Raw genomic sequence first — 22,442 nt, 5'->3', positions numbered from 1 at the left:
ATGTTGAGAAATGAAGGTGGTTAAATATGCACATTGTTGCATGGCTGATTGTAGCGTGTGAGATCGGATTTTGGATCTTTATTATCGCGGGATTGGTAACGAGATATCTGTTTAACAAGGAAAAAGCGGGTCTCTTTTTACTGGCGATGACGCCGATTGTCGATCTTGTTTTGCTTGTTGTGACGAGTATTGACGTCTATCGTGGAGCAGAAATAACCGGTGCGCACAGCATTGCCCCCATTTATCTGGCCATCTCCATCGTTTATGGGAAATCGATGATTCGCTGGGCAGATGAACGTTTTTTATATTATGTGAAACGTGAGGGACCAAAGCCAATACGGAGAATCGGAATGGATTATGCAAAACACAGCATGAAAGGCTCCTTGCAGCATGTCTTAGCCTATCTGATTGGCGGCGTACTATTGCTGTTGATGATTTTTTATATTGGAAAACCGAGTGAAACAGAGATACTGTGGAGAACGCTCCAGGTATGGGGAATCGTTGTACTAATTGACATTGTGATTTCTGTTACTTATTTTATTTCACCACTAAAATAACCACCTTATTGGCGGTAGGTAAATAGTTTTATATTTGTAAAAATATTTTAAATCTTTATTAATCTATTATACAATAGAGTTTATATTGATAAAGTGGTGGGCTGTTGGATTCGTTTGTTTTTGCATATCCCCATGTTTGAAGCTACATAATAAATCCAGTATAAAAAGTGATCCCCTTCTATAAGAAACCACAAAAAAAACGCAGCAGGCAAGAATCGGGAGCGTTCCGAAAAAGGGATTCTGTCTGACATTTATGACGAGCAAATAGCAATAAACAAGATAATCAACGAGAAAGGACGAATGATATGAGTTTAACGAAAAAGATACTGATTGCACTGGTACTAGGTGTAATTACAGGTATTGGTTTATCGTTGTTACCGAGTAACATTTTTACTGGTGTTGATACGTATGTATTAAATCCAGTTGGACAAATATTCTTAAATCTAATTATGATGATTGTTGTACCGATCGTTTTCGTATCCATTGTACTGGGAACGGCCGGTCTTGGTGATCCTGCAAAGCTTGGGAAAATCGGGATTCGAACGATTGGATTTTATTTATGTACGACCGCTGTAGCCTTATTCATTGGGCTTGGAGTTGGCTTAATTCTCGAACCAGGTAAAGCAGGCACATTTGATACGGGAAATGCCAGCTATGAAGAAGAAGCTGCTCCGCCTATTATGGATACCTTTATCAATATTATTCCGGAGAACCCGATCGAAGCAATGTCAACGGGGAACATGTTACAAATTATTGCTTTTGCCGTATTTATTGGGATTGCCTTAGCGAAACTTAGTGACAAAACAAGCGGCATCCTTCGATTATTTGAACAAGCAAATGAAATCTTAATCTTCCTGGTGAATGCGATAATGAAAACAGCCCCTTATGGTGCGTTTGCGTTGATTGCGTCTGCAATTGGAGATGCCGGATTAGATGCATTAGGGTCGATGTTAATGTATATGGTTGCTGTCATCCTCGCATTGCTTATCCATGGTGCTGTTACGTACAGTTTAGCGATTAAAGGATTAGGAAAAGCTAGTCCGATAAAGTTTTACAAACTGTTCTTCCCAGCGATGTCTGTTGCCTTCAGTACATCGAGTTCAAGTGCAACACTGCCAGTCTCGATGAAAATGGCACAGGAAAGACTTGGGGTGAAAAAAGAAATCAGCAGCTTTGTTCAGCCTTTAGGTGCGACGATCAATATGGATGGTACGGCGATTATGCAGGCGGTAGCTACCGTATTTATCGCACAAGTATATGCAGAGCCACTTGGCATTAGCCAAATGTTAATGGTTGTCTTAACCGCAACCATGGCAAGTATCGGTACAGCCGGTGTTCCTGGTGTGGGACTTATTATGCTGGCAATGGTGCTGAAGCAAGTCGGCTTACCTGTAGATGGTATTGCATTAATTATCGGTGTTGATAGATTATTAGACATGTTACGTACATCGCTCAACATTACCGGTGATGCAGCTTGTGCGTATATTATTTCAGAAGGCGATAAACGAAATGAGAAAGATAAAACAGAAGAAACTGCTTAGTGTGGAAACACGTCTATTTTCGAATAGACGTGTTTTTTCTAGGTTGGAAAAATTTAAGCAATGAAGACGTATTGAAGTTTTGAATGCATCAAGTATAAGGAAAGGAGCCAAAAGTGTAGAGTGGTCGCCAAAGATTTGTATCGTTTAGCAAGAAAGGAACCAAAAGTGGGAAGTAGTCACTAAAGATTTGTATCGTTTAGCGGGAAAGGAGCCAAAAGTGGAGAGTGCTCGCTCAAGATTTGTCTCGTTTAGCGAGAAAGGAACCAAAAGTGGGGAGCAGTCGCCAAAGATTTGTCTCGTATAGCGGGAAAGGAGCCAAAAGTGGGGAGCAGTCGCTCAAGATTTGTATCGTTTAGTGGGAAAGGAACTAAAAGTGGAGAGCAGTTACCATAGATGCACATGCATTCTTCTAGGTAGATAAAAGTATTGAAGATTATTATTACGAAATGAAGTCGAAGTATCCAAATAGTGTTGTCAGCATCCCATCACCAATTACAAGGCATATTATGGAAAAATAATCAATTGTATCCCTCCAATAGCGTTGATATTTATCCGATTATGTATTGGGTAGGAACAGGATCCAGGAATATGTTCAACGAGAATACTATATGATTTCCCATTTTTTATAAATAATTTAATGGTCTTGAATTTTTTTCCCAATGATTTATAAAACTATCTATATGTTATGATTAATATGTTTATCACGGTACTGACCGTCTGTAATACTCCCAAGTCAAGTTTCGAGTATCACAAAGAAGCTAAGCGAGAGTAAACAGACGCTAACACCCTGATAAGTTTCAACAAGGAGCTGCATGCAATGAAGGACACAGAGCAATTAAATGTATTAGCTGCTGAATTCCGGGAATGCCAACATGTTCTGACAGCGATTGGCGATCCGACAAGACAATCTATCCTGCTTACGCTGATCGCAGCAGGTTGTAAGGATGGAATGCGGGTTGGTGAAATTACGCAAAAAACACATTTATCCCGTCCTACTGTTTCACATCATTTACGGATTTTAAAAGAAGCGAAAGTGGTGAATGTTCATCGCGTAGGCACGAAGAATTTTTATTATATAGATCCTCAACATAACAGCTTGTTTTTGCTGAAGAATATGATGAACCACATTGAAGAATATATACAGAACCACTGGGAAGAAGAAAAAGGATGAATAGGAAGGAAGCACAGACATCATGGTGGATATATTGCTGATGATTACCGTATTGATTATTTACAGGAGCACCTGGTACAAATCCGCGAAGCTATTAATGAAGGTGTAGAAGTGATGGGCTATACAAGCTGGGGACCAATTGATATTATAAGTGTGTCGACATCAGAAGTTAGCAAGCGATATGGCTTTATTTATGTAGATGTCGATGATTATGGTAATGGCAGTTTTCAACGAAAGAAAAAGAAAAGCTTTGATTGGTATAAGAAAGTTATTGAAAGTAATGGTGAAATACTATAGTAGTTATTGATTGAACTCACCCACTTGAAGAAGTGGAAAAAGATTTTGAAACAGAGCACTATCAGAAAAAATTTATTTTAAAAGGCTAATTCTCTTGGTATGTAAGGAGGATTAGCTTTTTTATTCTGATAAAAATCCAAAAAAAGTATGATGGTATGTAAATGTCTGAATGAGAATATTCACTACTTATGAATGGATATTTATGTTAAAATAAGAAACGAATGTAAGGTGAATTTATTACAATGTCTATAAATTTAGAGAAAAGTGTAGGGAACAACGTTGAAATAGAAAACAAATTGGAGTGAAGCCCATGTTGGTAGAAAAGTTATATCATCATATCGAACAATCACCTAAGCTATTTTTAATAGTTACGATGCTTACGATTGTCTTTTTCTCCGGAATCTCCTTTACATTCGTCGTTCCTGGATTAAAAGGGTTTAGCCTGTTTTTTACGTTTCTAACGTTATTCATCTATTTAATAGTAGCAATCATCTTTGCTGGGTTAATGAAAAAAAGGATTGCAAGCGTTTTTGTGCTTTCTATACTGTTAAGCGGTCTTGGGATGGGATGGCGTTTATGGCTTGAGTGGGGAGAGTATAGCTTAGTGGAACATATGAATCCAGCGGTTTATATTGGTTATCCGATTGTTAGCGCTATCTTTGTTGCGTTGTTTTATCACAGTGCTAACCGTCGCACTTCAAGCTTCGAGTATCACAAAGAAGCTAAGCATTAGCCGTTTGGGATACGATAGAAAAATGGCAGCAGCAGGTCACTGATAAATGATATCATAAAAGAGGTGATGAAGCTGAAACGAAAACTCTTTTTCATAACGCTGATTACTTCGGTCGTTCTAGTCGCTTGCTATCATCAAAAAGAGGAGAACCTAATGAGTTCAGGTAACCCGACAGCTGCAGATATTTTAATAGATAATCCGGAAGCAGATATTTTTTTGCTAAATGGAATTGTGTATAGTAATGCAGGGGATCTTGACTGGGTGATGGAAAAAGATTGGACGGCAGGTGAGGAAGTTGCCGAAATAACCAGGCAAACTGCTGAGAGTAATGAGTTTACTAGTGGAACAGCTACAATCTTACCGGTGGGTACCAGCATTTACCAAACAGAGGAACCTAGCGGGTTATATATTGCAATCGTGAATAATGAAGAAATTCCTTATATCGGATTACGAGAAGGTTAAATGAATGGCTGAGAAAAAATGAATGCGAAGGTGGTAAAAGTATTGTTTATGATAAAAAATATGACAGATGATCAGTTTCCCTTTTTAACCGATATGTTATATGAATCTATCTATGTTCCCGAAAACAAACCGCCAAAAGAAGAATTATTAAACGTGCCACATCTTAAAAAGTATTATGAGGATTGGGGAAGAAAAGGGGATCGAGCATTCATTGCGCATAATTCGGATCGTCAGCCGGTTGGAGCTGTCTGGTATCGATTGTTCGAGGCTATGGTTATGTCAATTCAAATACCCCGGAGCTGGGGATTGCTGTTTCGGAAGAGGCAAGGGCAAAGGGACTTGGTTTTCTGTTAATGAAAAAAATAATAGAACAAGCGAAGGCGGATGGTTTTAGAACGGTATCGTTAAGTGTAGACCGGGGGAATGTGCAAGCCATTCATCTTTATAAAAAAACAGGATTTGCACATTATTGTGTTGATGGAACATCCGAGACGATGCTTATAACGTTGTGAGCGAGTAGGTATGAAGCTGTCTTCGGCGGTTTGAAGGGTTATTGGTGTTTCATTCAGTTGTCTTCAAGCGTAAGGACCAAAAAAGAAGAGCCGAACGCCTGAAGAAGAGCAAACTTCAAGCGTAAGAGTCAAAAAAGAACCACCAAACGTCTGAAGTAGCCCGAACTTCAAGCGCAAACATCCTGCTACAAAGCCCCTTCCACCTGAACTCCTTTCAATCACACTTCTGCTAGAAAAAGACCTTCCAGCCCCTTTTTATACAATAAAATACGTTAAAACAGTTAAACAAATAGAAACTATCACCATCACAATCGCTGGTTTCAGTGCTTTGGCGCGCAGATCACGTATATTTACATTCAGTCCCAATCCGACCATTGCTGCTGTTAAACACCATGTACTAAGATGCGAAGCCCCATTTATAAAAGAAGAGGATACATGAATAATATCGCCGAGTACAAAGCTTCCCAATATACTCATCACCATGAATCCTATCAAAAACCAGGGGAATGCTATTTTTGTTTGCGCATCCTGCTCATCCCGGCCCTTTTTTCGTTTGATGATATAGATAAATAGCAGGCACAGTGGCAGGAGTAAAAATACTCTGCCCAATTTTGCCAGCAGCCCTATTGCCAGTGCTTCTTTTCCTGCTGGTGCGGAAGCGAGGGCGACATGCGCTACTTCATGCAAACTAATGCCGGACCAGATGCCGTATTCTGTTGGCGTTAATGGGAGGAATGGGCGTAAAATAGTGTACGTAATAGCAAAAACAGTGCCAAATAATGCGATGATACCAACGCTGATCGCTGTGTCTTCCTCTTTAGATTTTATGATAGGTGCAATGGCAGCGATGGCTGCGGCACCACAGACTCCTGTCCCTACCCCAAGCAGAAGAGAGATATTTTTATCGGCCTTCACAAGCCGTGCCAGCCATACGGTTGTTAGGATGGCAAAGGTTATAACCCCAATATCTCGAAGCAGTAATCCTGCTCCATCCTGTATAACCGTAGCAATATTGAGCTTTAATCCGAATAAAACGATCGCAAACCGTAATAATTTTTGGGAAGAAAAAGCGATACCTAAGCGGAAGAATTCAGGGTATCCACATAACTGCCGGTAGAAAACAGCGATAATGATCGCGGATGCCAGCTGTCCGATCTGGTCAAAACCGGGTAACTTTGCTAATAAAAAACCAAGCGAGGCAATCAAAAAGGTGAAAGCTATACCGCCGATCCTATTTATGTCAAATTTTGCGTTTTTCATGTTAACACCACCTGTTCTCAGATTACGTCCTCTCTGGATATAAGTAAAATAATCATTTATTATGTTAATCATAAGTAAATTTATATAAATGAAAAAGGTGGAATACAATGGATCAACAATTACAAGTCTTCGTCACCGTAGCAGAATTAAAGAATTTCTCGCGTGCAGCAGAAAAATTACACATGACCCAGCCTGCTGTCAGTCAGTACATCCGATCGCTGGAGCAAACTATGGGATCCAAATTACTGGAACGAAGCAACAAGTTTGTCCGCTTGAATCAGGCGGGTGAAATGGTGTATTACCATGCAAAGGAGATCTTGGGGCTTTATGCAAAAATGCACGACTTAATCGATGATCTGACTAATAAGGCAAGCGGTCCTATTTCGATTGGTGCCAGTTATACTTTTGGTGAATATGTGTTGCCCCATGTGATCAAAAACATGCACCAGCACTATCCACTGATTGAGCCAACTATCACGATTGGAAATACATCCAAAATAGCCAATCTAGTGTTGAGTCATCAAATAGATGTAGGGATAGTGGAAGGAGCCTTTCATGATAAGCATTTGGTTATTGAACCTTTTGCAGAGGATTCCATGTGTATAGTAGCCGCTCCTAACCACCGTTTGGCCAGAAAAGAAGGGAATGTTTCCGTTTCAGAATTAGAAAAGGAGACATGGATCGTGCGGGAACAAGGTTCGGGAACCAGGGAAGTTACGGAAAAAATGTTTCAATCGATTGGCATTGACCCTGAGAAAAGATTGGAGTTTGGCAGTACTCAGATCATTAAAGAATCGATAGCAGCGGGTTTAGGTATTAGTCTGCTTTCTTATTGGGCAGTCCGCGATGAAAGTGCCAGGGGTTCGTTGTCTGTGGTGGAGCTGAACCAACTGCCGGTAAAACGTGAATTTTCAATTGTGTTACGTTCGCCGTTTCAAACGAAGGCGCTGAACGTTTTTTTGAGCTTATTAAGAGCATTCGGAAGCGAAAGTCCACGAGAACTGGAGTAAATGTCAGGTAGGCATACTGATTAACGTTTTTTGCAAGAGGCTTTATTTATGATAAAATTAGACTAATTGTAATTGTGCAGGAGGAGATTGCTACGTTTAAACAAATCCTATTTGAAAAAGCACTTAATCGAACAAAAGTGGGAGTCGTCATTACCGATCCCGATCAGGAAGATAATCCGATCATACTTGCTAATGAAGGCTTTTATCACTTAACTGGCTATACCAGTGAGGAAGTGATCGGACAGAATTGTCGCTTTCTTCAAGGTTCAGAAACAAATGATGATAGTGTACGAAAGATTTCGGAGGCATTACATAATCGAGAATCCATTGAAGTCTTGTTATACAATTATAGGAAAGATCAGACAGGCTTTTGGAATGAATTAATCATCGATCCGGTCTGGATAGAGGAAGAATCCAAGTTTTATTTTATCGGGATTCAAAAAGATATCAGTGAAGAAAGGGAAAAGGCAATGATACTAGAGAATACATTAAAAGAGATGGACAGTATCTCGACCCCGATTGTGCCGATAACAGACAATGCAGTTATCCTGCCGCTGATCGGCAACTTCACCGATCAACGATTTGATTCGATGAGCAAGCGGCTATCCTTTTATCTGGAAGATTCGGATGAAGATTACCTGATTATCGATTTGTCTGGTTTGTATGAAATGGATACGTATGTCGTTTCCCGTTTCTTCGAGATCAGTCAGTTAGCTCGTTTAATGGGGAAAGAAACACTACTGGCAGGAATCGGTCCCAATCTCGCAATGAAAACAGCTGGGATGGTAGATACAGTCAACAAAATCCCTACATTTAACAATGTGAAAGCAGCTATTGCGTATATTTCTGAATAATATTTTTGGAGGAAAGCATCTTGGTGAAGGTGCTTTTTTTACTAAAGTTCCTCTAACTAGAATAGAAATGATTGAACCAACCATCACGATTGGAAATACATTAAAAATAGCCAATATATTGTTGAGTCATCTACTGGGCAATTCGTGATGAAAGTGCCAAGGGTTCATTGTCTGTGATAAAGATCAACCAACTGCTGGTAAAACGTGAATTTTCAATTGTGTTATGTTCCCCGTTTCAAACGAAGGCATTGACGTTTTTTTGAGCTTATTAAGAGCGTTCGGAAGCGAAAGTCCACGAGCTGAAGTAGAAACTACACCAGATACATTACCCTGGTATCAAGGAGGTAGTGAGGGATCTCTGTATTTACAGAGTTTTCTGCAACAAGTATAGATGAGGAAGATGTATTAAACATCGGGTTATTGAATCTTTTGCGGAGGATTCCATGTGTATAGTAGTCGCTCTGAATCACCGTTTGGCCAGAAATGAAGGGGATGTTTCAGTTTAAGAGTTAGAAAAGCAGACATCATCGACTCTGAGAAAAAGTTGGAGTTTGACAGTACTCAGATCATTAAAGAAGCGATAGCGGCGGGTTTAGGTATTAGTTTGCTTTCTTGCAGATCCAAGAAGTAAAAGAGTTTAATTCATTTTGGGTAGATGCCAGTGCCGAATGACATCTTTATTATGAACAACAAGAAAATCACGTATGCAGGATTGCACGAAGTTTAATCAGGATTTTCATCCCTTTTCAAAGGAAATTTCGGTTCTTGTGAAAATAATTTGTATGCCGTTGGCAGCATAGAATTTATTTTGGTATAATTGGATATAAATTCAATTTTTGAGTGGAGAGAAGCTAATGAAAAAGATTGTATATTATTTTCTAGGGCTGTTTTGTTTCATGATGATTACTTCCTGTGTCCATCAACAAAATTATATTGCTCAAGCTGAACTAACTGATAGAGAATTGAATATATTAGATAATACAGCAGATAAATACTTTATATTCGATTTTTTTATTGGCGAAGACTACGATGAAGTGGAATTAAAAATGGAAAAATTCTCATTTGGTACTTTACAAGAAGAACTGGTTGATCATTCCATTATACCAATAGAGAAAGATGGCATGATTGTTTTCTCCACCTCTAAAACGAGACGTGATGATCCGATTTTCAATATTACTGCTCATAGTCAGGACAAAATAGGTGGTGCTACAACATTTCAAACATTTGATGAGGAATTGAGTTCAATGAGCAGCAGGTGGGATTCTAACCCGCTGCTTGAACAGCAATTTAAAGATGAAGGTATCTTATTGAGTATTTGTTATACTAGTACAGACCCCACAATGGGCGAGAGATTGCCAGATAAATTTTATAAAAAAAGTCAAATTAATATAGACTTGATAAAAGAATTTGATGTCGTATTTATACTTAAGTATAAGTTTCAATAAATAAGGTAAAGTGATTATTTATGCCATTTCGTCCATATAGCATGATATTCCTTTTCCGTTACAGGCAATATCGTGCCATGACGCTTTTTTAGCTGACCAAACGAATATTCATCCGGTTTTAATTTGCGCCAGCATGTCCCGGTTGTGTCCCCTATGTCTGTAGTGGTGACTGGCAGATAGCCTCCTTCTGTTGCGTACTGATCAACGAGCAATCCCCATCTATTTTCTCCGTTAAACTTAAAAAATTCCGGCCCTTCAACATCTTTACCGGTAAGCTTCATGCCTAAGGATTCTAAAGTAGAAAGAACTTGCCATTCCCCCAATAATTGGTCGCTTGCTTCAATGGTGATTTGCCCGTCACCTGATGCTCTGTAATAGGAACCATTTGCCGAGATGATGGTTGTGTCTATGATTGAGTTGTTTTCACCACGAGTGATATATAATTGAGGCTCTGTAAAACTACGAAAATCTGTTGTTTTACTGCAATAGATATGCATGCCTCTGCCCTCACCGTTCGTTGCCTTTCTGCTGGATGCCCAGAATACGAGATAATCATCTTCCTGCTCGTCAAAAATAGCCTCCGGAGCCCAAGCGCAGCCTGCATCTTGCGGAGCAACCTCTACAATCCGTGGCTCAGACCAGTTCACAAGATCGGGTGATTCCCAAATAACGAGTGAATGACTGCCGGTAATTGTAGCTTGCGCATGTTGCCAGCCACCACGGTGATAGATACTGAGATCGGTAGCCAGTAAATAGAAGGTTTTCCCATCGTTACTTCGAATTAAAAAGGGGTCCCGTACTCCTTGTTCTCCAACTGTTGAATACAAAACCGGCTGCTGGTTATTCAGATCTTGCCAATGCAGCCCATCCTTACTTAGCGCAAAATAGATTTGTTCGCCGTTCTTTTGCTCGCCAATAAAATGGGCAAATAAATAGCCGTAAAATGATTCGTGGCCCTTATTTGAGAAGGGTCTTTTCATCATGTGACCTCCTATTTAATAATAGTATATTTCAGTTTACCAAAGAATTATGGCTTATTGAAATATTATGGTTGCACAGATCATTTACCTAGATGGAAAAAGGCAATGGTGGTTAAGACTAGTAGACTAGCGATAAGCGGATTGTCAGATTTCAGCTAATAAAATCTTTATAATAACCATGCTTTTGCCATAATTCGTCATGATTGCCTTCTTGGATTATCTCTCCATTTTCTAAGACGATAATTCTATCAGCCGTTTTTATTGTCGATGGTTGATGAGCAATAATAAACGTTGTTCGTCCTCTCATTAAGCCTTGTAAGCCAGTTTGGATACGTTCATCCATCATCATATCAACATGACTAGTGGCTTCGTCGAGCACTAATATTTCTGGTTGTGCCATAACAGCTCGCGCAATTGCTATAAGTTGTTTTTCGCCCTCTGATAAGTTAGATCCGGATTCATTAATGATGGTGTTGTAGCCATCAGGTAAATTCCGAATAAAGTAATCGGCTTGAGCTAACTCTGCCGCTTTTATAACCTCTTCATCCGTTACATCATCAGCTTTAGAGCCATAAGCGATATTTTCCCTGATGCTTCTGCTAAACAGCCAATTTTCTTGGAATACTGTTCCAAATAATTCAAATTTCTCTTGCTCCTCTATTTGGTGGATGTTATTACCACCTATCAGGATTCGTCCTTCACTTGGTGCTAACAGACCAAGCAGTAATAAAGATAATGTTGACTTACCTGCCCCGTTCTCCCCAATAATAGCAACAGTTTCGCCCTTATTTATTTTTAGATTTACGTTATTTATAACAGATGAAGAATGGTCATATGAGAAGCTTACATTTTCAAAATGAACAAATTCATTATTATGACTAGAATGGTCAGCATTTTTTTTAGCAGATAGAGGCTGTTCCTTCTCATCTAATAGTTGAAAGACCCTTTCGGAAGCAGCTATCGTTGACTGAATAGTATTCATAATCGTAGCCAATTTATTAACAGGCTGCTGGAACTGACGCACATACATAATAAAAGCTTGAATATTCCCCAACGTTATCAATTGATTTATGACAAAAATACTGCCAAGGACGCATACCACAATATACACCATGTTTTGTAAAAGCTTTAGCAGAGGGGTTATGGTACTGGATATATACTGTGCTTTCCAGCTATATTCGTATAAAAGGTTATTTCTTTTTTGGAAATTCTCATCTGCATCATTTTCCAGATTAAAAGCCTTTATCGTTTCCTGTCCCGTATATGATTCTTCCACAAAACCATTTAGATTACCTAACAGCTTCTGTTGATTTTTAAAATATAGTTGAGATTTCTTCACTATTTTCTTTGTAATAAATATACTCCCGGGAATAATGAGAAATACAACGCCCGTTATAAGAGGACTTATATAAAGCATGATAAGCATGATACCTAGTAATGAAATAACGGATGTGAGAAATTGACTGATCATCTGCTTGAATGTATTATTTATTTTCTCAATATCATTAATAGACCTGCTGAGGATGTCTCCATGACTGGTATGATCAAAAAAAGTTATTGGCAATTTATAAAGCTTTTGATACACTTCACTTCTAAGGGTGTAAATAATTTTTTGGGTCACACCAATAAGAAGATATTCTTGCATGTAGGTGAATACAGAACTTAGTAAGTATAGTACTGCTAACAGACAAATTATCAGAAAGATATACTGCAGATCCACCTTACTTCCCTGGACTGCTCCTTCGTATAATTCTGTTACAGCTAACCCTAGAATAACGGGACTTAGAATAGTAAAAGAAGTACTGCACACTGCGAATATAACAACTGAAAATAGTTTCCGTTTGTAAGGTTTTATATAGTTCAGTAATCGTTTGATAACAGGTTGAATCTTATTATACGTATTTTTATCTCTAGTCATGTCTTATCCTTCCTTTACACGAAACGAATCATCAGCAGTTAATTGCTGATAGGAGCCACTAGCGACTACTTTCCCTTTATCAAGAATCACAATATGATCAGCATAACTCACTGCATGAATATCCTGGCTAGCTACAATGATAGTAGATACATTAGTATTCTTTCGGAACGAAGCTTGTACATACTCTGAAGTCTTAAAATCTAATGCGGATAAGCTATCATCGAACATTAATATCGGGGCATTTGAAATAAATGCTCTTGCAAGTGCAACTCGTTGCTTCTGTCCCCCGGACATATTAGCAGCTTTAGGTTTTAGGTTTGTATGATGTTTGTTCGAAAAGCTTTCTATCAACGGTCGTAAATTGGCATCTTCGATTGCGTTTAGTAATTCTTCATTTGTTGCAGTTACGTTTCCTAGTCTGATATTCTCTTCCATTGTCCCTGTAAACAAATGATTCTTTTGCGGAACATATCCTACAGCATTTCTCCAATCAGCTTCCTTAAAATCTTCAAGAGGTACCGATCCGGCATGAATGGAACCAGAGGTCGGTTTATAAAATTTAAGTAATAACTGAAGTAATGTTGATTTACCGCACCCGGTACCTCCTACAATAGCGTTTATTCTGTTTGGCTTGATGGTCATGTTTATATTAGATAAAGCTGGTTGTTCTGCACCTGGATAGTAAAAACTTACATCGTTCAATTGTAGACTTTTTCCTTTTATTTGCTTGCGAATATGTTTATTAATTGGTTGGGCTGATCCAGGCTTTATATCCAAAACTTCCATCATTCTGCTTGCTGAAACAGAAGCTCTCGGGTAAGCTGTTAGTGCAACAGAAGCCATTACAACACTAAACATTATTTGAATAGCATATTGAATAAATGCCATTAACTGCCCAACTTGTAAATTCCCATTACTAATCAGAGAGCTGCCCACCCAGACGATAACTAAAATAGAAAAATTCAAAATTAACATGATTGCAGGTGTTAAGTATGTCATTAGTCTATTTACAGACAATGATAAATTATAGTAACTGTAATTGGTGTCTTTGAATCGTTTTTTTTCACGCTGATTTTTTTATAAAGCTTTATAACCTTCATTCCTGCTAATGTTTCACGTAAGACGAAGTGTATCTTATCTACTTGATCTCTGATTCGATGAAACAGGGGTGTGGCTTTTCTGGCAATAAACCATACGGAAAAAATAAGAAGAGGAAGAGAAGTGAAAATGACTAATGAAAGGGTAGGGTTCATCCATAAAGACAAAACCAATGCTCCAACGAACATCATTGGTGCCATCACAACTACTCGTAAGAGCGTGTTTAGGAATTGTATCACTTGCATAATATCGTTTGTAGTCCTGGTGATAAGAGTAGATTCCCCAAACGATTCAAATTGCTGTCTAGGTAATCGTTCAATGGTGTAAAACATATCGCTTCGAGCATCACGCGCCACACGCTGCGTAACTTTAGAAATATAATAGTTCGCACCAATTGCAAAACCAACTCCGAGTACTGCTACAGCTAACATTATAATTCCCATTAATAGTATTTTGGGAATATTATTGTTTACGATTCCCTCATCTACCATTACGGCCATAATGGATGGTAATAACAGCTGCGTTGTTACTTGAAGCAGCAGTAATAGTAACAGGATAGTAATTGGTTTTTTATATGGATGTCCAAACTTCTTTATAAATATTTTCATTTTTTCTCTCCCACCTTACGCTAATTGAAAAAAGGAGCAACTGAATGATTGATTAGTTGCTCCTCCTACGTTATTTAAAGAATGTCACTTAAATCGATATCAACATTACCTGTATCATTTGCGCTTCCATTTAATATATCACTAAGAATTTGAGTAATATCCATGTTTTTTCACTCCTCTTTTTGTTTGTGTTTTATAGAATATCGCTTAGATCGATATCAACATTACCTGTATCATTTCCGCTTCCATTCAATACATCACTAAGAATTTGAGTAATATCCATTTTTGGTCACTCCCTCTCTATTAGCTGCTTCCTTAAAGAATGTTGCTTAAATCAAAATCTACATTACCTGTATCATTTCCACTATCATTCAATACATCGCTTAGAATTTGAGTTACGTCTAACATTTGCTCATCTCCTTTAGCATTTTTATTTCTTTTTCGTTTTAAAGTAAGTCACTTACGTCGATTGAAATATTTCCAGAGTCATTCACACTATCGCCTAAAATGTCACTTAAAATTTGAGTAACGTCAGTCATTTGTGTTCACCTCTCTTTCATTATTTCTATTAAGCTATTGTTTATAGATCGTTTTTGGATCACTTTTATTTTAATTTTTTGAAAAAGAAGTTATATTTTTGTAAAAGGGAGAGGGGGAGACTGGTTAAGGTTCGTTAGGAAAGCATAATATGTTAGCGAAGGTGCAGTTGGATATAGTGAAAATATATGATGTAACAAGTATAAGAAAAACGATGCCTCTGCTATAGGATGAGGGCAAACAGCTTTTCTAATGCCCCCCTTGGAAGCTATTTTTTTATTATCTGAAAGATGATCAACTAGTAAAGTTGCATCGTTAAATAATTAAAATAAAAACTGGTCTATTGATAAACGGTTATCTGTCGTTTAAAGTAGGATGTAACATCATGATGAAAGAGGCGATAACTATTAAAAATCTATCGAATGAGGCAGTGATTGCCGGTAAATACACGGCTAGGAAAAAATAGTGAACAACGATACTACTGTCGCAACATAAAAATTAATGAATTTTCATTTTTAGAAATTTTTCTAATAAAATACAGGTGAATTCTAGAAAGTATTACTTTGGAGGGAATATCATGAGAAATAAGATAGAAGCAAACCTCTATCTGATAAGTAGTATATGTGGATTCTGTGCGTTTTTTCTATTTTTATATATAAGAAATACAAACCTTATAAGATATTTCTAATAATGGCTTTTCTATTTTTCTATTAATTCTTTTCTTTTTTACTGGAATATCAATGCTTGTTAAATATTTTATAAAATTGAGAAATGGTTAGTTGCTAAAGATATAATAGGTTCTTACTAAAAATAGGAATTTAAAATGAAGTAAGATTGAAATGATGAGAAAAAAGCATAGATAACTATATAACGAAAAAGTCCAATTTCTTCATGCTAACAGAAAGAAATTGGACTTTTTAATATTGTGACGTTCGAAAAATTTGCTTTTTGTGATGTCATGGCTTGATGCTCTCTTGTATCGTCTTCGTAAGGTTTAACATGATCCATACCGATTTGTTCAAACCGTTTAGTTTTGAAGAATAATCTCATTTAAGATTACTCTCCCATGCGTGATTGGACAAAGTATTGAAAGGCGATGGATGCTTCATTTTCGATAAGCTAAAGCAAAAGATCCAATACCACCATGAATGCCGATAATTGGAGTTAGTTTATCAACGATTATTTCAGGCTTTTTCCCATCTTTAAATAACCTTTTTTTAATTTCAAGAGCTACCTTTTCATCATCACAATGAAGAATATATAAGACCTTTATATGGTTAGGAATGGTGGATATTGCGTAATCAATTGCATGATTAATTGTGCGTATTTTTTTAACAAGAGAGAGTTTTCCATTTTTAATTTCTACTACTGGTTTAATATGAAGCTTAGAACCTATTAAATATGTAAATCGGTTCATTCTTCCGCTTTGACGCAAATTCTCTAATGAATTAACACAGATTATACTTTGGTAATCTTGATGCCAATCTCGGGCCTGCTCAACTATTTCTGATACATTCTTTTCATCTTCTAATGCTAATTGATGGATGCGCAACGCCATATCGTAAATCGGGTACGAGACATATTTAGAATCAATCATATACACATTTAAACTATCTGGAACCTCGGCAATACTGGAACTATTATATGTCCCCGATAACTCAGAGGACATCGTAATGGTAACGATGGTATCATAGCCTTTTTCTGCAAGGTCAGCAAAAGCTTCAGCGAATGCCTGTGGTGAAGGTTGAGCCGTTTTTGGTATATTGGATGCTTCGCGAATAGATTGATAGATATTTTTATGATCAGATGGTACCGTAGTTTTCCCATGTTCCTCTTGAAACGTTATATGCAATGGAACTATACAATAGTCAAAAGGAACATATTCAGGAATTAATACGGTGCTATCAAATACAAATGCTAATTTCATACGTTTTTCCTCCTGGTGTAGACTAAGCTGGTTACTAGATATATTAAGACAGTAACAATCATTCCCCAAGCGATATCAATTATGAGGATAGTACGTGGCCATTCTTCGATTGTCATATAATTGGTCATTCCATATGTACCGTAAGCTACAAAACCAAAAATCGCTGCCTTCCATAAACGGGATCGGGTATATTGCAACCTGTCCAAAACCAGGACATGCATACATATGCTATATAGAGCGAAAAAGACCAGTGCTTGCCAAATTGGTGGGGTAGTGTTTATAACCCCTTGTAATAAATCTTGATATAGAAGGGGTCCCATAACACTTAACCAGATTCCATCTAACAGAATGTAGACCACATAGCTTAGAAGTATATATAATATTCTTGTTTTAATCATTTTTTGGTGGTCCTGGTATAAATTTATTCGTTCTTCTCATATAGGTCAGATAACCTTTTTTCGTTTTTAATTTTTTCTCTAATAAAGGGACACCTGAGATTTTTAATAAGAAAAAGGTAAGTAAAAGTGGACTGACAAAGGATACAAGCCCCATTGGATGGCTGCTGGCCATCATTGAAATACCATACCACATTACCGCTTCTCCAAAGTAGTTAGGGTGTCTTGTATACTTCCATAACCCATGGGTAATGATAGTCCCAGCGTTTTTTGTTCGATGTTGTTTTAATTGGTAGTCTCCGACACTTTCAAATATAAATCCAATAATCCAAATCATTATCCCGATATATAACGGTACATGAGAGAATGGTTCATCAGAATACAAAATACCTAAGATAATTCCTAATGAGAAGAAGAGGGAGATGGTTGCCTGTAATAGAAAAACGCGAAAAAGCGCAGTGATTTTAGGGTTTTTCCATTTCTTTCGCATGTTTTGATAACGATAATCTTCCTGGCTATTCCAATTTCTGGCGAATAGATAACCACTTAATCTAACGCCCCAAATAGTAACAAATAAAGTAATTGAAACGGAAACGATGTTTATATTTTTCGTAAAAATTAACGTTACGACTGAAGTAATGATAAATGTAATACCCCAAAAACAGTCGACTAGTCCAAAATTGTCTTTCTTTACTGCGACTAGCCAGCCGATCAACATAAATAAATATAAAATTAAAATGATACTTAGTATTAGCAATTGTTTGTCCCCTTTTTAATGTAGTAAATGCTCAATATAGGAATATTACCCTAAAAGTATCAATGTATAACATCTATAGACCTAAATGAATTTAATAGCGGAACAATAAATGAAACAACTTGCTCGTTGCTATACATGTTGAAATTAATAAGGAGATAAAAAAATAAGAAATCAAACGAGAGGAAGTTAAGTCAAATGGAGCGGCAGACTTTGTAAAATGTGATTAATTAGTAGAAAGTGTTATTTCAGAAGAAAAAATGAAATCAACAGTTTTTAAATTTATGGGTATAGTTAAGTGAGAAGGCATATTCCTTCTCACTTATAGTCATGTCATTATTTTAAAGCGAATGATCACTATTATTCTACAATACTCTTAAACAGTTCATGCTGATAAACACTAGACAACAAGGGATCATTATAAGCAGTGTCCTTCAAACTATTATCTAGAGAGACCGCTTGCTCTAAAGATTGTAATCCATTGTCTGTCTGTCCTTTTTGAATCTGGAGAACTCCTTTTCCATAATATCCAATAGCTTCACGGGGGTATTGCTCGATGATTCCATTATAAACGGTAGCCGCTTCATCCCATTTACCTGCGTAAGTTAACATCAAACCCTTATAGTCCATCGTATTAATCGGATTATCATTCTGATGATCAATGATCTGATTTAAATAAGGGATCGTTTCCATATAATCGCCTAAGGTATCATGCGAATAAACAAGGTACCATAAAGCATCAATATCATTTGGATAGGAATGAAGAAAATTTTCAAAGTAAGGAATGCCTTCTTCATATTTACCTAAGAAGTATAATGATACTCCTTTACCATATTGAGCATAAGGAGCATTTGCATCAATTGCTAATGCTTTATTGAAGTACTCTAACGCTTTTTCATCTCTTTCCAGAAAAGATAATGCGTTACCCATATTAATAAATTGTTCTGGTTCTTCTTCACTAAGGTCAATAGCTTTTTGAGCTGCTACAATTGCTTGCTCGTATTCTCCAGTTTCATTATATACCAATGCTTTATTATTATAGGCGCTGTCTGATTCTGCATCAATTTCAATTGCTTTCTCTAATGGTACTAATGCTTCACTGTATTGCTCCATGTTAATAAGAATATAACCTTTTTCATTCCATAAAAGCGGATCTTCTGGATAGCTTTCTAAACGTTCATTGACATGGTTCAAGGCTTTTTGATATTCTTCTTTATCATACCATCTATCATATTTTTCTCTTGAGAATTGTGGGTCCGTTGAACTAAGTAATCCACACCCTGCTAAAAATAAAAAAGAAAATAAAAGCCACAATAATCCTTTATTCAAATGACCACTCCTAGTTGATATTTTGAAATGTATAAAACCATTGTCATTGTACCCGAAGTACTTTTTGGAAACAATAACCAAGCATTAAAGACTGTGAATATAGTTAATTTGACTTATGATAATGGGTGGCTTTAAAGGTTCGATTGACTATATTTTACAATGTCTTTTAAAGGTAAGTCTCATTGAGAAAGATATTATAAATTGTATATTTGCATAGTTAACTGTGATAGTATCTATAAATGATACATCACTGCGATTTAAGAAATGAGGAGAAATTGTGAATCTAGTTGAGACAAGGAATAAATTATCGAAAAGCGGAAAAAATGGTGTTGCCTTTTTGTTTGCTGGAGTTATTATATGGCTAATTATTATGATTGTTTTTTTACTGCCGTTAGACATTTATACGAAGAATATCTTTATGCTGATAGCATCAGGTATTATGTTTCCTTTATCGATCGCTATTTCCTTTCTGATAAAATCAGATTGGCAACTTAAGGATAGTCCTTTAGGGAAGTTAGGTTTATATTTAAATCTTGCTCAAATAATGTACTTTCCTATTTTGTTTTGGGCAATAGGGAATAGTCCAAACGAAGCTGTAATGATTTTTGCCATTATTACTGGTGCTCATTTTTTTCCGTATGGTTGGTTGTATAATGCAAAAGCATATTATGTAATGTCGCCTGTAACATCAGTTGTAATAATGGTAGTTGGTTGGCTATCGCTTGGTCAAAATCTTTGGATGATACCTCTAGCTGTTATCATCTTGCTTGCAATCATGATCTTTGCACTATTCATAGATTTGAAAAAGAAATAATGAAATACATACTTCTCATCATTTTTTAAATATATTGACACACTACTATCAGTTGTAGAAGGAAATTCATACGTTAGTGTCGAATAAAATATAATAATAAATTATGGGTATAGGGGGAATTTATGTCAGAACGAGAGTTCTCTCTCTTTTTGTTAAATAAATACACACATGAAGAAATAGAATGTTTTATTCGAGAAATAGACGCACTTCTGGAAATGATAAAAGAAATTAAACACGATTATTTTGATTGAATTGATGGTGAACCTTTAACCTAGGTGTTACTGCTAATGAAGGAAGAATTTTTTCCAACTCATATCCATAGTCCTTATCCTATTCGTTCTATTAACCCTTTTCTTAGTTCAGGATAAGGGCTTCTTATTTTTGTTTCCATTCTTCATTTTATTTCATTGTTCGACATTTAAGTCCTCTTGGTTTAATATGTAAGTAGCGAAGCTTCCAATTATAGGAGTAATTTACTAGAAGGAACCTGTAGATAGCTAAAGGTTAAATTCCTTCAGAAAGAACTATTAAGTTGTGAGGAGGTTGTGTTTGCCTACTGCAGATTGTTTGGAAAAGGAAATAGAAGATGTCAGATTGGAAATGTACATCTCATACCAAAATAATTTAGAGTATAAAGAACTAGTTAAAATATCACAGAAGTTGGATGGATTGCTAAACCAACTGGACGAAATAACAAAACAATAGATGTTCCATTTGAAATTTTATTATTTTTTGAACTTATCCTGAATGAATTTTTATTATACGGTAAAACTAGAAAAGCCAGAGTGAAACTCTGATATACTCTCCTAACACCCATCACTTCATAGTGGTGGGCTTTTTAATCACGAGGCTAACCGTCCGTAATACCCCCGCTGATTGAAGTCTCACTTTATATGGTAGGGGAACATAATATTTTAGCAATGAAGAAGCGCGACGTAGTGAAAATTTTGGTTGTACCAAGTATAAGAAAAACTACGGCACTCGCTAATGGACGAGGCGAATGCCGAGTTATTCTATAATGGGGCCGATAAGAAAATCAGTCCCATAAGTCAAGTAAGCAATTATTTTTTGTTATTATTGTTAAATTCAGACGGGTCCGTTTCTTCCGCAATTTCAGTAGTGTACTCTAAATTTCTATTTCTCTCGATGCCAGAGTTTTCCTCAGTTGCTGTTGACGCAAATAATAACGGTAAACAGCATAATGCACTAATTCCTACCAAAGTATAGATGACTCTTGAAAGCGCAGCATCCTGTCCACCAAAAATGGATGCAACCAAATCAAATTGGAATAATCCAATTAAGCCCCAATTAATAGCGCCGATTATAACGAGTGCTAAAGCGATACGTTGTAATGAATTCATTTAGATAGTCTCCTTTATCATGTATTGTTCTTGTGTATTATTTGTTTGTTTATATAAGTTATACGCTATTTTAAAAGTTTATTTACTATAAAAAATTGAGGTGAAATAGTGAATAAGTTACACTTAGTTGGACATATGGACAAACATTATATAAACTTTGTCCATATGTGTAAGAGGAGAATTAATGATGACCAAGAGAGGGAAAAGAACATTTTTCGAATAGTTTAAACAGCAAATTGTCCAGCTACATGCTTTAGATAAACCTTGGCTAAGACTATTAAAGAATAAGAGCTGACTTTATCTGCCTTTGCTAAATGAGTTCGCAAAAATAAATCAAATGGATCTTATGAAGAAAAAAAGAAAATAGAACGCTTGAACAGTAGGAGTTAACAAGAATTCCCAAAGAATATCATAAGCTTGCCATTGAAAATGATATTTTAAAACCAGCCGTGCTGCTCGTGGGCCGAAAGATAAAACTGTTCCAGAATCGAGCCATATATTGTAAAAAAGAAAGGTTATTTCGAAATGTAATTGAAATATTTTTGTCCAATTTCTCATATAGGGGACGATTACCAACTTCAGCAGAAGGATTCGGCTGTTTGCTTCACGTGTCTTATTTTTGTCATATGAATCTACCCTCACATCTGAATTTCATGCATTTTTCAATAGTTTGGACAACTATAAAGGATTTCAAACGTATAATAGATATAAAACTTATAAGTATTAGGAATATAAGAGGGATGGTAAACAAACTACTATTTAATGAGCGTTTTTTTAAAATAGTAGTTTTTGATAGGAATAAAACGATAATATTCCCAAAGTAAGCAGAAAAAATAGTTCATTTATACTAATTTATTCGGTCGAATTCATTTCTTTTAA

The 22,442-nt window shown here is 36.6% G+C and carries 24 protein-coding genes and 1 pseudogene; 14 read left to right on the top strand and 11 right to left on the bottom strand.

The genetic code is table 11. The features are described 5' to 3' along the window. The first annotated feature begins 26 nt into the window (after positions 1–26). The 8 genes and pseudogenes from MUN87_RS08425 (at position 27) to MUN87_RS08390 (ending at position 5,273) form a co-directional block, all read left to right on the top strand. The gene (locus tag MUN87_RS08425) at positions 27–557 is read left to right on the top strand and encodes a hypothetical protein (protein WP_244747267.1); all 531 of its coding nucleotides are present in this window, start codon (positions 27–29) and stop codon (positions 555–557) included. A gap of 305 nt (positions 558–862) precedes the next feature. Then, complete coding sequence (locus tag MUN87_RS08420) at positions 863–2,098, top strand: dicarboxylate/amino acid:cation symporter (protein ID WP_244747266.1); 1,236 nt, start codon at positions 863–865, stop codon at positions 2,096–2,098. 808 nt (positions 2,099–2,906) lie between these two features. Then, complete coding sequence (locus tag MUN87_RS08415; RefSeq protein ID WP_439649667.1) at positions 2,907–3,269, top strand: ArsR/SmtB family transcription factor; 363 nt, start codon at positions 2,907–2,909, stop codon at positions 3,267–3,269. 27 nt (positions 3,270–3,296) lie between these two features. Next, a pseudogene (locus MUN87_RS08410) lies at positions 3,297–3,566 on the top strand (family 1 glycosylhydrolase); the annotation flags it as partial. 310 nt (positions 3,567–3,876) lie between these two features. Next, positions 3,877–4,299, top strand: coding sequence for an ABC transporter permease (locus MUN87_RS08405; protein ID WP_244747264.1), 423 nt, complete (start codon positions 3,877–3,879; stop codon positions 4,297–4,299). 153 nt (positions 4,300–4,452) lie between these two features. Further along, on the top strand, positions 4,453–4,761 hold the full coding sequence (locus MUN87_RS08400) for a hypothetical protein (RefSeq protein WP_244747263.1): 309 nt from the start codon (positions 4,453–4,455) through the stop codon (positions 4,759–4,761). Positions 4,762–4,803: 42 nt separating this feature from the next. Then, a complete protein-coding gene (locus tag MUN87_RS08395; protein ID WP_244747262.1) occupies positions 4,804–5,115 on the top strand; it encodes a hypothetical protein in 312 nt (103 codons plus the stop codon). After that, the gene (locus MUN87_RS08390) at positions 5,010–5,273 is read left to right on the top strand and encodes a GNAT family N-acetyltransferase (RefSeq protein ID WP_369414024.1); all 264 of its coding nucleotides are present in this window, start codon (positions 5,010–5,012) and stop codon (positions 5,271–5,273) included. The genes MUN87_RS08395 and MUN87_RS08390 overlap by 106 nt, the downstream gene beginning before the upstream one ends. Positions 5,274–5,528: 255 nt before the next feature. Here MUN87_RS08390 and MUN87_RS08385 read toward each other — a convergent pair whose 3' ends face one another. Beyond that, complete coding sequence (locus MUN87_RS08385) at positions 5,529–6,533, bottom strand: YeiH family protein (RefSeq protein ID WP_244747261.1); 1,005 nt, start codon at positions 6,531–6,533, stop codon at positions 5,529–5,531. Positions 6,534–6,640: 107 nt separating this feature from the next. Here MUN87_RS08385 and MUN87_RS08380 point away from each other — a divergent pair, with 107 nt between their 5' ends. From MUN87_RS08380 to MUN87_RS08370, 3 genes are all read left to right on the top strand, one after another. Next, the gene (locus MUN87_RS08380) at positions 6,641–7,543 is read left to right on the top strand and encodes a LysR family transcriptional regulator (protein WP_244747260.1); all 903 of its coding nucleotides are present in this window, start codon (positions 6,641–6,643) and stop codon (positions 7,541–7,543) included. Between the two features lie 74 nt (positions 7,544–7,617). Next, the gene (ytvA, locus tag MUN87_RS08375; RefSeq protein ID WP_244747259.1) at positions 7,618–8,397 is read left to right on the top strand and encodes a YtvA family blue-light photoreceptor; all 780 of its coding nucleotides are present in this window, start codon (positions 7,618–7,620) and stop codon (positions 8,395–8,397) included. A gap of 854 nt (positions 8,398–9,251) precedes the next feature. After that, on the top strand, positions 9,252–9,842 hold the full coding sequence (locus MUN87_RS08370; RefSeq protein ID WP_244747258.1) for a YgaN family protein: 591 nt from the start codon (positions 9,252–9,254) through the stop codon (positions 9,840–9,842). Positions 9,843–9,856: 14 nt separating this feature from the next. Here the strand turns inward: MUN87_RS08370 and MUN87_RS08365 are convergent, their stop codons facing one another. The 9 genes from MUN87_RS08365 to MUN87_RS08325 form a co-directional block, all read right to left on the bottom strand. Beyond that, a complete protein-coding gene (locus MUN87_RS08365) occupies positions 9,857–10,825 on the bottom strand; it encodes a glycoside hydrolase family 43 protein (protein ID WP_244747257.1) in 969 nt (322 codons plus the stop codon). A gap of 148 nt (positions 10,826–10,973) precedes the next feature. Then, entirely contained in the window at positions 10,974–12,740 is a 1,767-nt protein-coding gene (locus tag MUN87_RS08360) for an ABC transporter ATP-binding protein (protein WP_244747256.1), read from the bottom strand. 3 nt (positions 12,741–12,743) lie between these two features. After that, positions 12,744–13,757: an ABC transporter ATP-binding protein gene (locus MUN87_RS22295; RefSeq protein ID WP_255840645.1), complete on the bottom strand. Its 1,014-nt coding sequence runs from the start codon at positions 13,755–13,757 to the stop codon at positions 12,744–12,746. Beyond that, positions 13,748–14,446 (bottom strand): ABC transporter transmembrane domain-containing protein, encoded by a 699-nt coding sequence (locus MUN87_RS08350; protein ID WP_255840644.1) that lies wholly within the window; start codon positions 14,444–14,446, stop codon positions 13,748–13,750. The genes MUN87_RS22295 and MUN87_RS08350 overlap by 10 nt, the downstream gene beginning before the upstream one ends. Positions 14,447–15,877: 1,431 nt before the next feature. Beyond that, positions 15,878–16,033: a hypothetical protein gene (locus tag MUN87_RS08345; protein WP_244747255.1), complete on the bottom strand. Its 156-nt coding sequence runs from the start codon at positions 16,031–16,033 to the stop codon at positions 15,878–15,880. A gap of 55 nt (positions 16,034–16,088) precedes the next feature. Further along, positions 16,089–16,910 carry a DegV family protein gene (locus MUN87_RS08340; protein ID WP_244747254.1) on the bottom strand — a complete coding sequence of 274 codons (822 nt, stop codon included), beginning with the start codon at positions 16,908–16,910 and terminating at the stop codon, positions 16,089–16,091. Then, positions 16,907–17,308, bottom strand: a complete 402-nt coding sequence (locus MUN87_RS08335; protein ID WP_244747253.1) for a DUF2177 family protein — start codon at positions 17,306–17,308, stop codon at positions 16,907–16,909. The genes MUN87_RS08340 and MUN87_RS08335 overlap by 4 nt, the downstream gene beginning before the upstream one ends. Then, on the bottom strand, positions 17,301–18,062 hold the full coding sequence (locus MUN87_RS08330) for a DUF1295 domain-containing protein (protein ID WP_244747252.1): 762 nt from the start codon (positions 18,060–18,062) through the stop codon (positions 17,301–17,303). Before MUN87_RS08330 ends, MUN87_RS08335 begins: the two co-directional genes overlap by 8 nt. Before the next feature lie 357 nt (positions 18,063–18,419). Beyond that, positions 18,420–19,388: a tetratricopeptide repeat protein gene (locus MUN87_RS08325; RefSeq protein WP_244747251.1), complete on the bottom strand. Its 969-nt coding sequence runs from the start codon at positions 19,386–19,388 to the stop codon at positions 18,420–18,422. Positions 19,389–19,665: 277 nt separating this feature from the next. On the opposite strand from MUN87_RS08325, the gene MUN87_RS08320 reads away from it, so the two are divergent. From MUN87_RS08320 to MUN87_RS22285, 3 genes are all read left to right on the top strand, one after another. After that, positions 19,666–20,202 carry a DUF7010 family protein gene (locus MUN87_RS08320; RefSeq protein ID WP_244747250.1) on the top strand — a complete coding sequence of 179 codons (537 nt, stop codon included), beginning with the start codon at positions 19,666–19,668 and terminating at the stop codon, positions 20,200–20,202. A 122-nt stretch (positions 20,203–20,324) separates the two neighbouring features. Then, positions 20,325–20,453, top strand: a complete 129-nt coding sequence (locus MUN87_RS22290) for a hypothetical protein (protein WP_255840643.1) — start codon at positions 20,325–20,327, stop codon at positions 20,451–20,453. Between the two features lie 283 nt (positions 20,454–20,736). Continuing rightward, complete coding sequence (locus MUN87_RS22285) at positions 20,737–20,907, top strand: aspartyl-phosphate phosphatase Spo0E family protein (protein WP_255840642.1); 171 nt, start codon at positions 20,737–20,739, stop codon at positions 20,905–20,907. Between the two features lie 356 nt (positions 20,908–21,263). On the opposite strand, the gene MUN87_RS08310 is transcribed toward MUN87_RS22285, so the two are convergent. After that, entirely contained in the window at positions 21,264–21,563 is a 300-nt protein-coding gene (locus MUN87_RS08310; RefSeq protein WP_244747249.1) for a DUF378 domain-containing protein, read from the bottom strand. Positions 21,564–22,442: the final 879 nt, after the last annotated feature.

Source organism: Gracilibacillus salinarum (genome assembly GCF_022919575.1).
GTDB lineage: Bacteria > Bacillota > Bacilli > Bacillales > Amphibacillaceae > Gracilibacillus > Gracilibacillus salinarum.
The sequence above is the reverse complement of the archived record's forward strand: the minus strand, read 5'-3'. Positions and strand labels throughout refer to the sequence as shown.

Coding starts and splice junctions, on each gene's coding strand:
- MUN87_RS08425 (WP_244747267.1), top strand. CDS start 27: ATGCACATTGTTGCATGGCTGATTGTAGCGTGTGAGATCGGATTTTGG.
- MUN87_RS08420 (WP_244747266.1), top strand. CDS start 863: ATGAGTTTAACGAAAAAGATACTGATTGCACTGGTACTAGGTGTAATT.
- MUN87_RS08405 (WP_244747264.1), top strand. CDS start 3,877: ATGTTGGTAGAAAAGTTATATCATCATATCGAACAATCACCTAAGCTA.
- MUN87_RS08400 (WP_244747263.1), top strand. CDS start 4,453: ATGAGTTCAGGTAACCCGACAGCTGCAGATATTTTAATAGATAATCCG.
- MUN87_RS08385 (WP_244747261.1), bottom strand. CDS start 6,533: ATGAAAAACGCAAAATTTGACATAAATAGGATCGGCGGTATAGCTTTC.
- MUN87_RS08380 (WP_244747260.1), top strand. CDS start 6,641: ATGGATCAACAATTACAAGTCTTCGTCACCGTAGCAGAATTAAAGAAT.
- MUN87_RS08370 (WP_244747258.1), top strand. CDS start 9,252: ATGAAAAAGATTGTATATTATTTTCTAGGGCTGTTTTGTTTCATGATG.
- MUN87_RS08365 (WP_244747257.1), bottom strand. CDS start 10,825: ATGATGAAAAGACCCTTCTCAAATAAGGGCCACGAATCATTTTACGGC.
- MUN87_RS08360 (WP_244747256.1), bottom strand. CDS start 12,740: ATGACTAGAGATAAAAATACGTATAATAAGATTCAACCTGTTATCAAA.
- MUN87_RS08350 (WP_255840644.1), bottom strand. CDS start 14,446: ATGAAAATATTTATAAAGAAGTTTGGACATCCATATAAAAAACCAATT.
- MUN87_RS08345 (WP_244747255.1), bottom strand. CDS start 16,033: ATGAGATTATTCTTCAAAACTAAACGGTTTGAACAAATCGGTATGGAT.
- MUN87_RS08340 (WP_244747254.1), bottom strand. CDS start 16,910: ATGAAATTAGCATTTGTATTTGATAGCACCGTATTAATTCCTGAATAT.
- MUN87_RS08335 (WP_244747253.1), bottom strand. CDS start 17,308: ATGATTAAAACAAGAATATTATATATACTTCTAAGCTATGTGGTCTAC.
- MUN87_RS22290 (WP_255840643.1), top strand. CDS start 20,325: ATGTCAGAACGAGAGTTCTCTCTCTTTTTGTTAAATAAATACACACAT.
- MUN87_RS08310 (WP_244747249.1), bottom strand. CDS start 21,563: ATGAATTCATTACAACGTATCGCTTTAGCACTCGTTATAATCGGCGCT.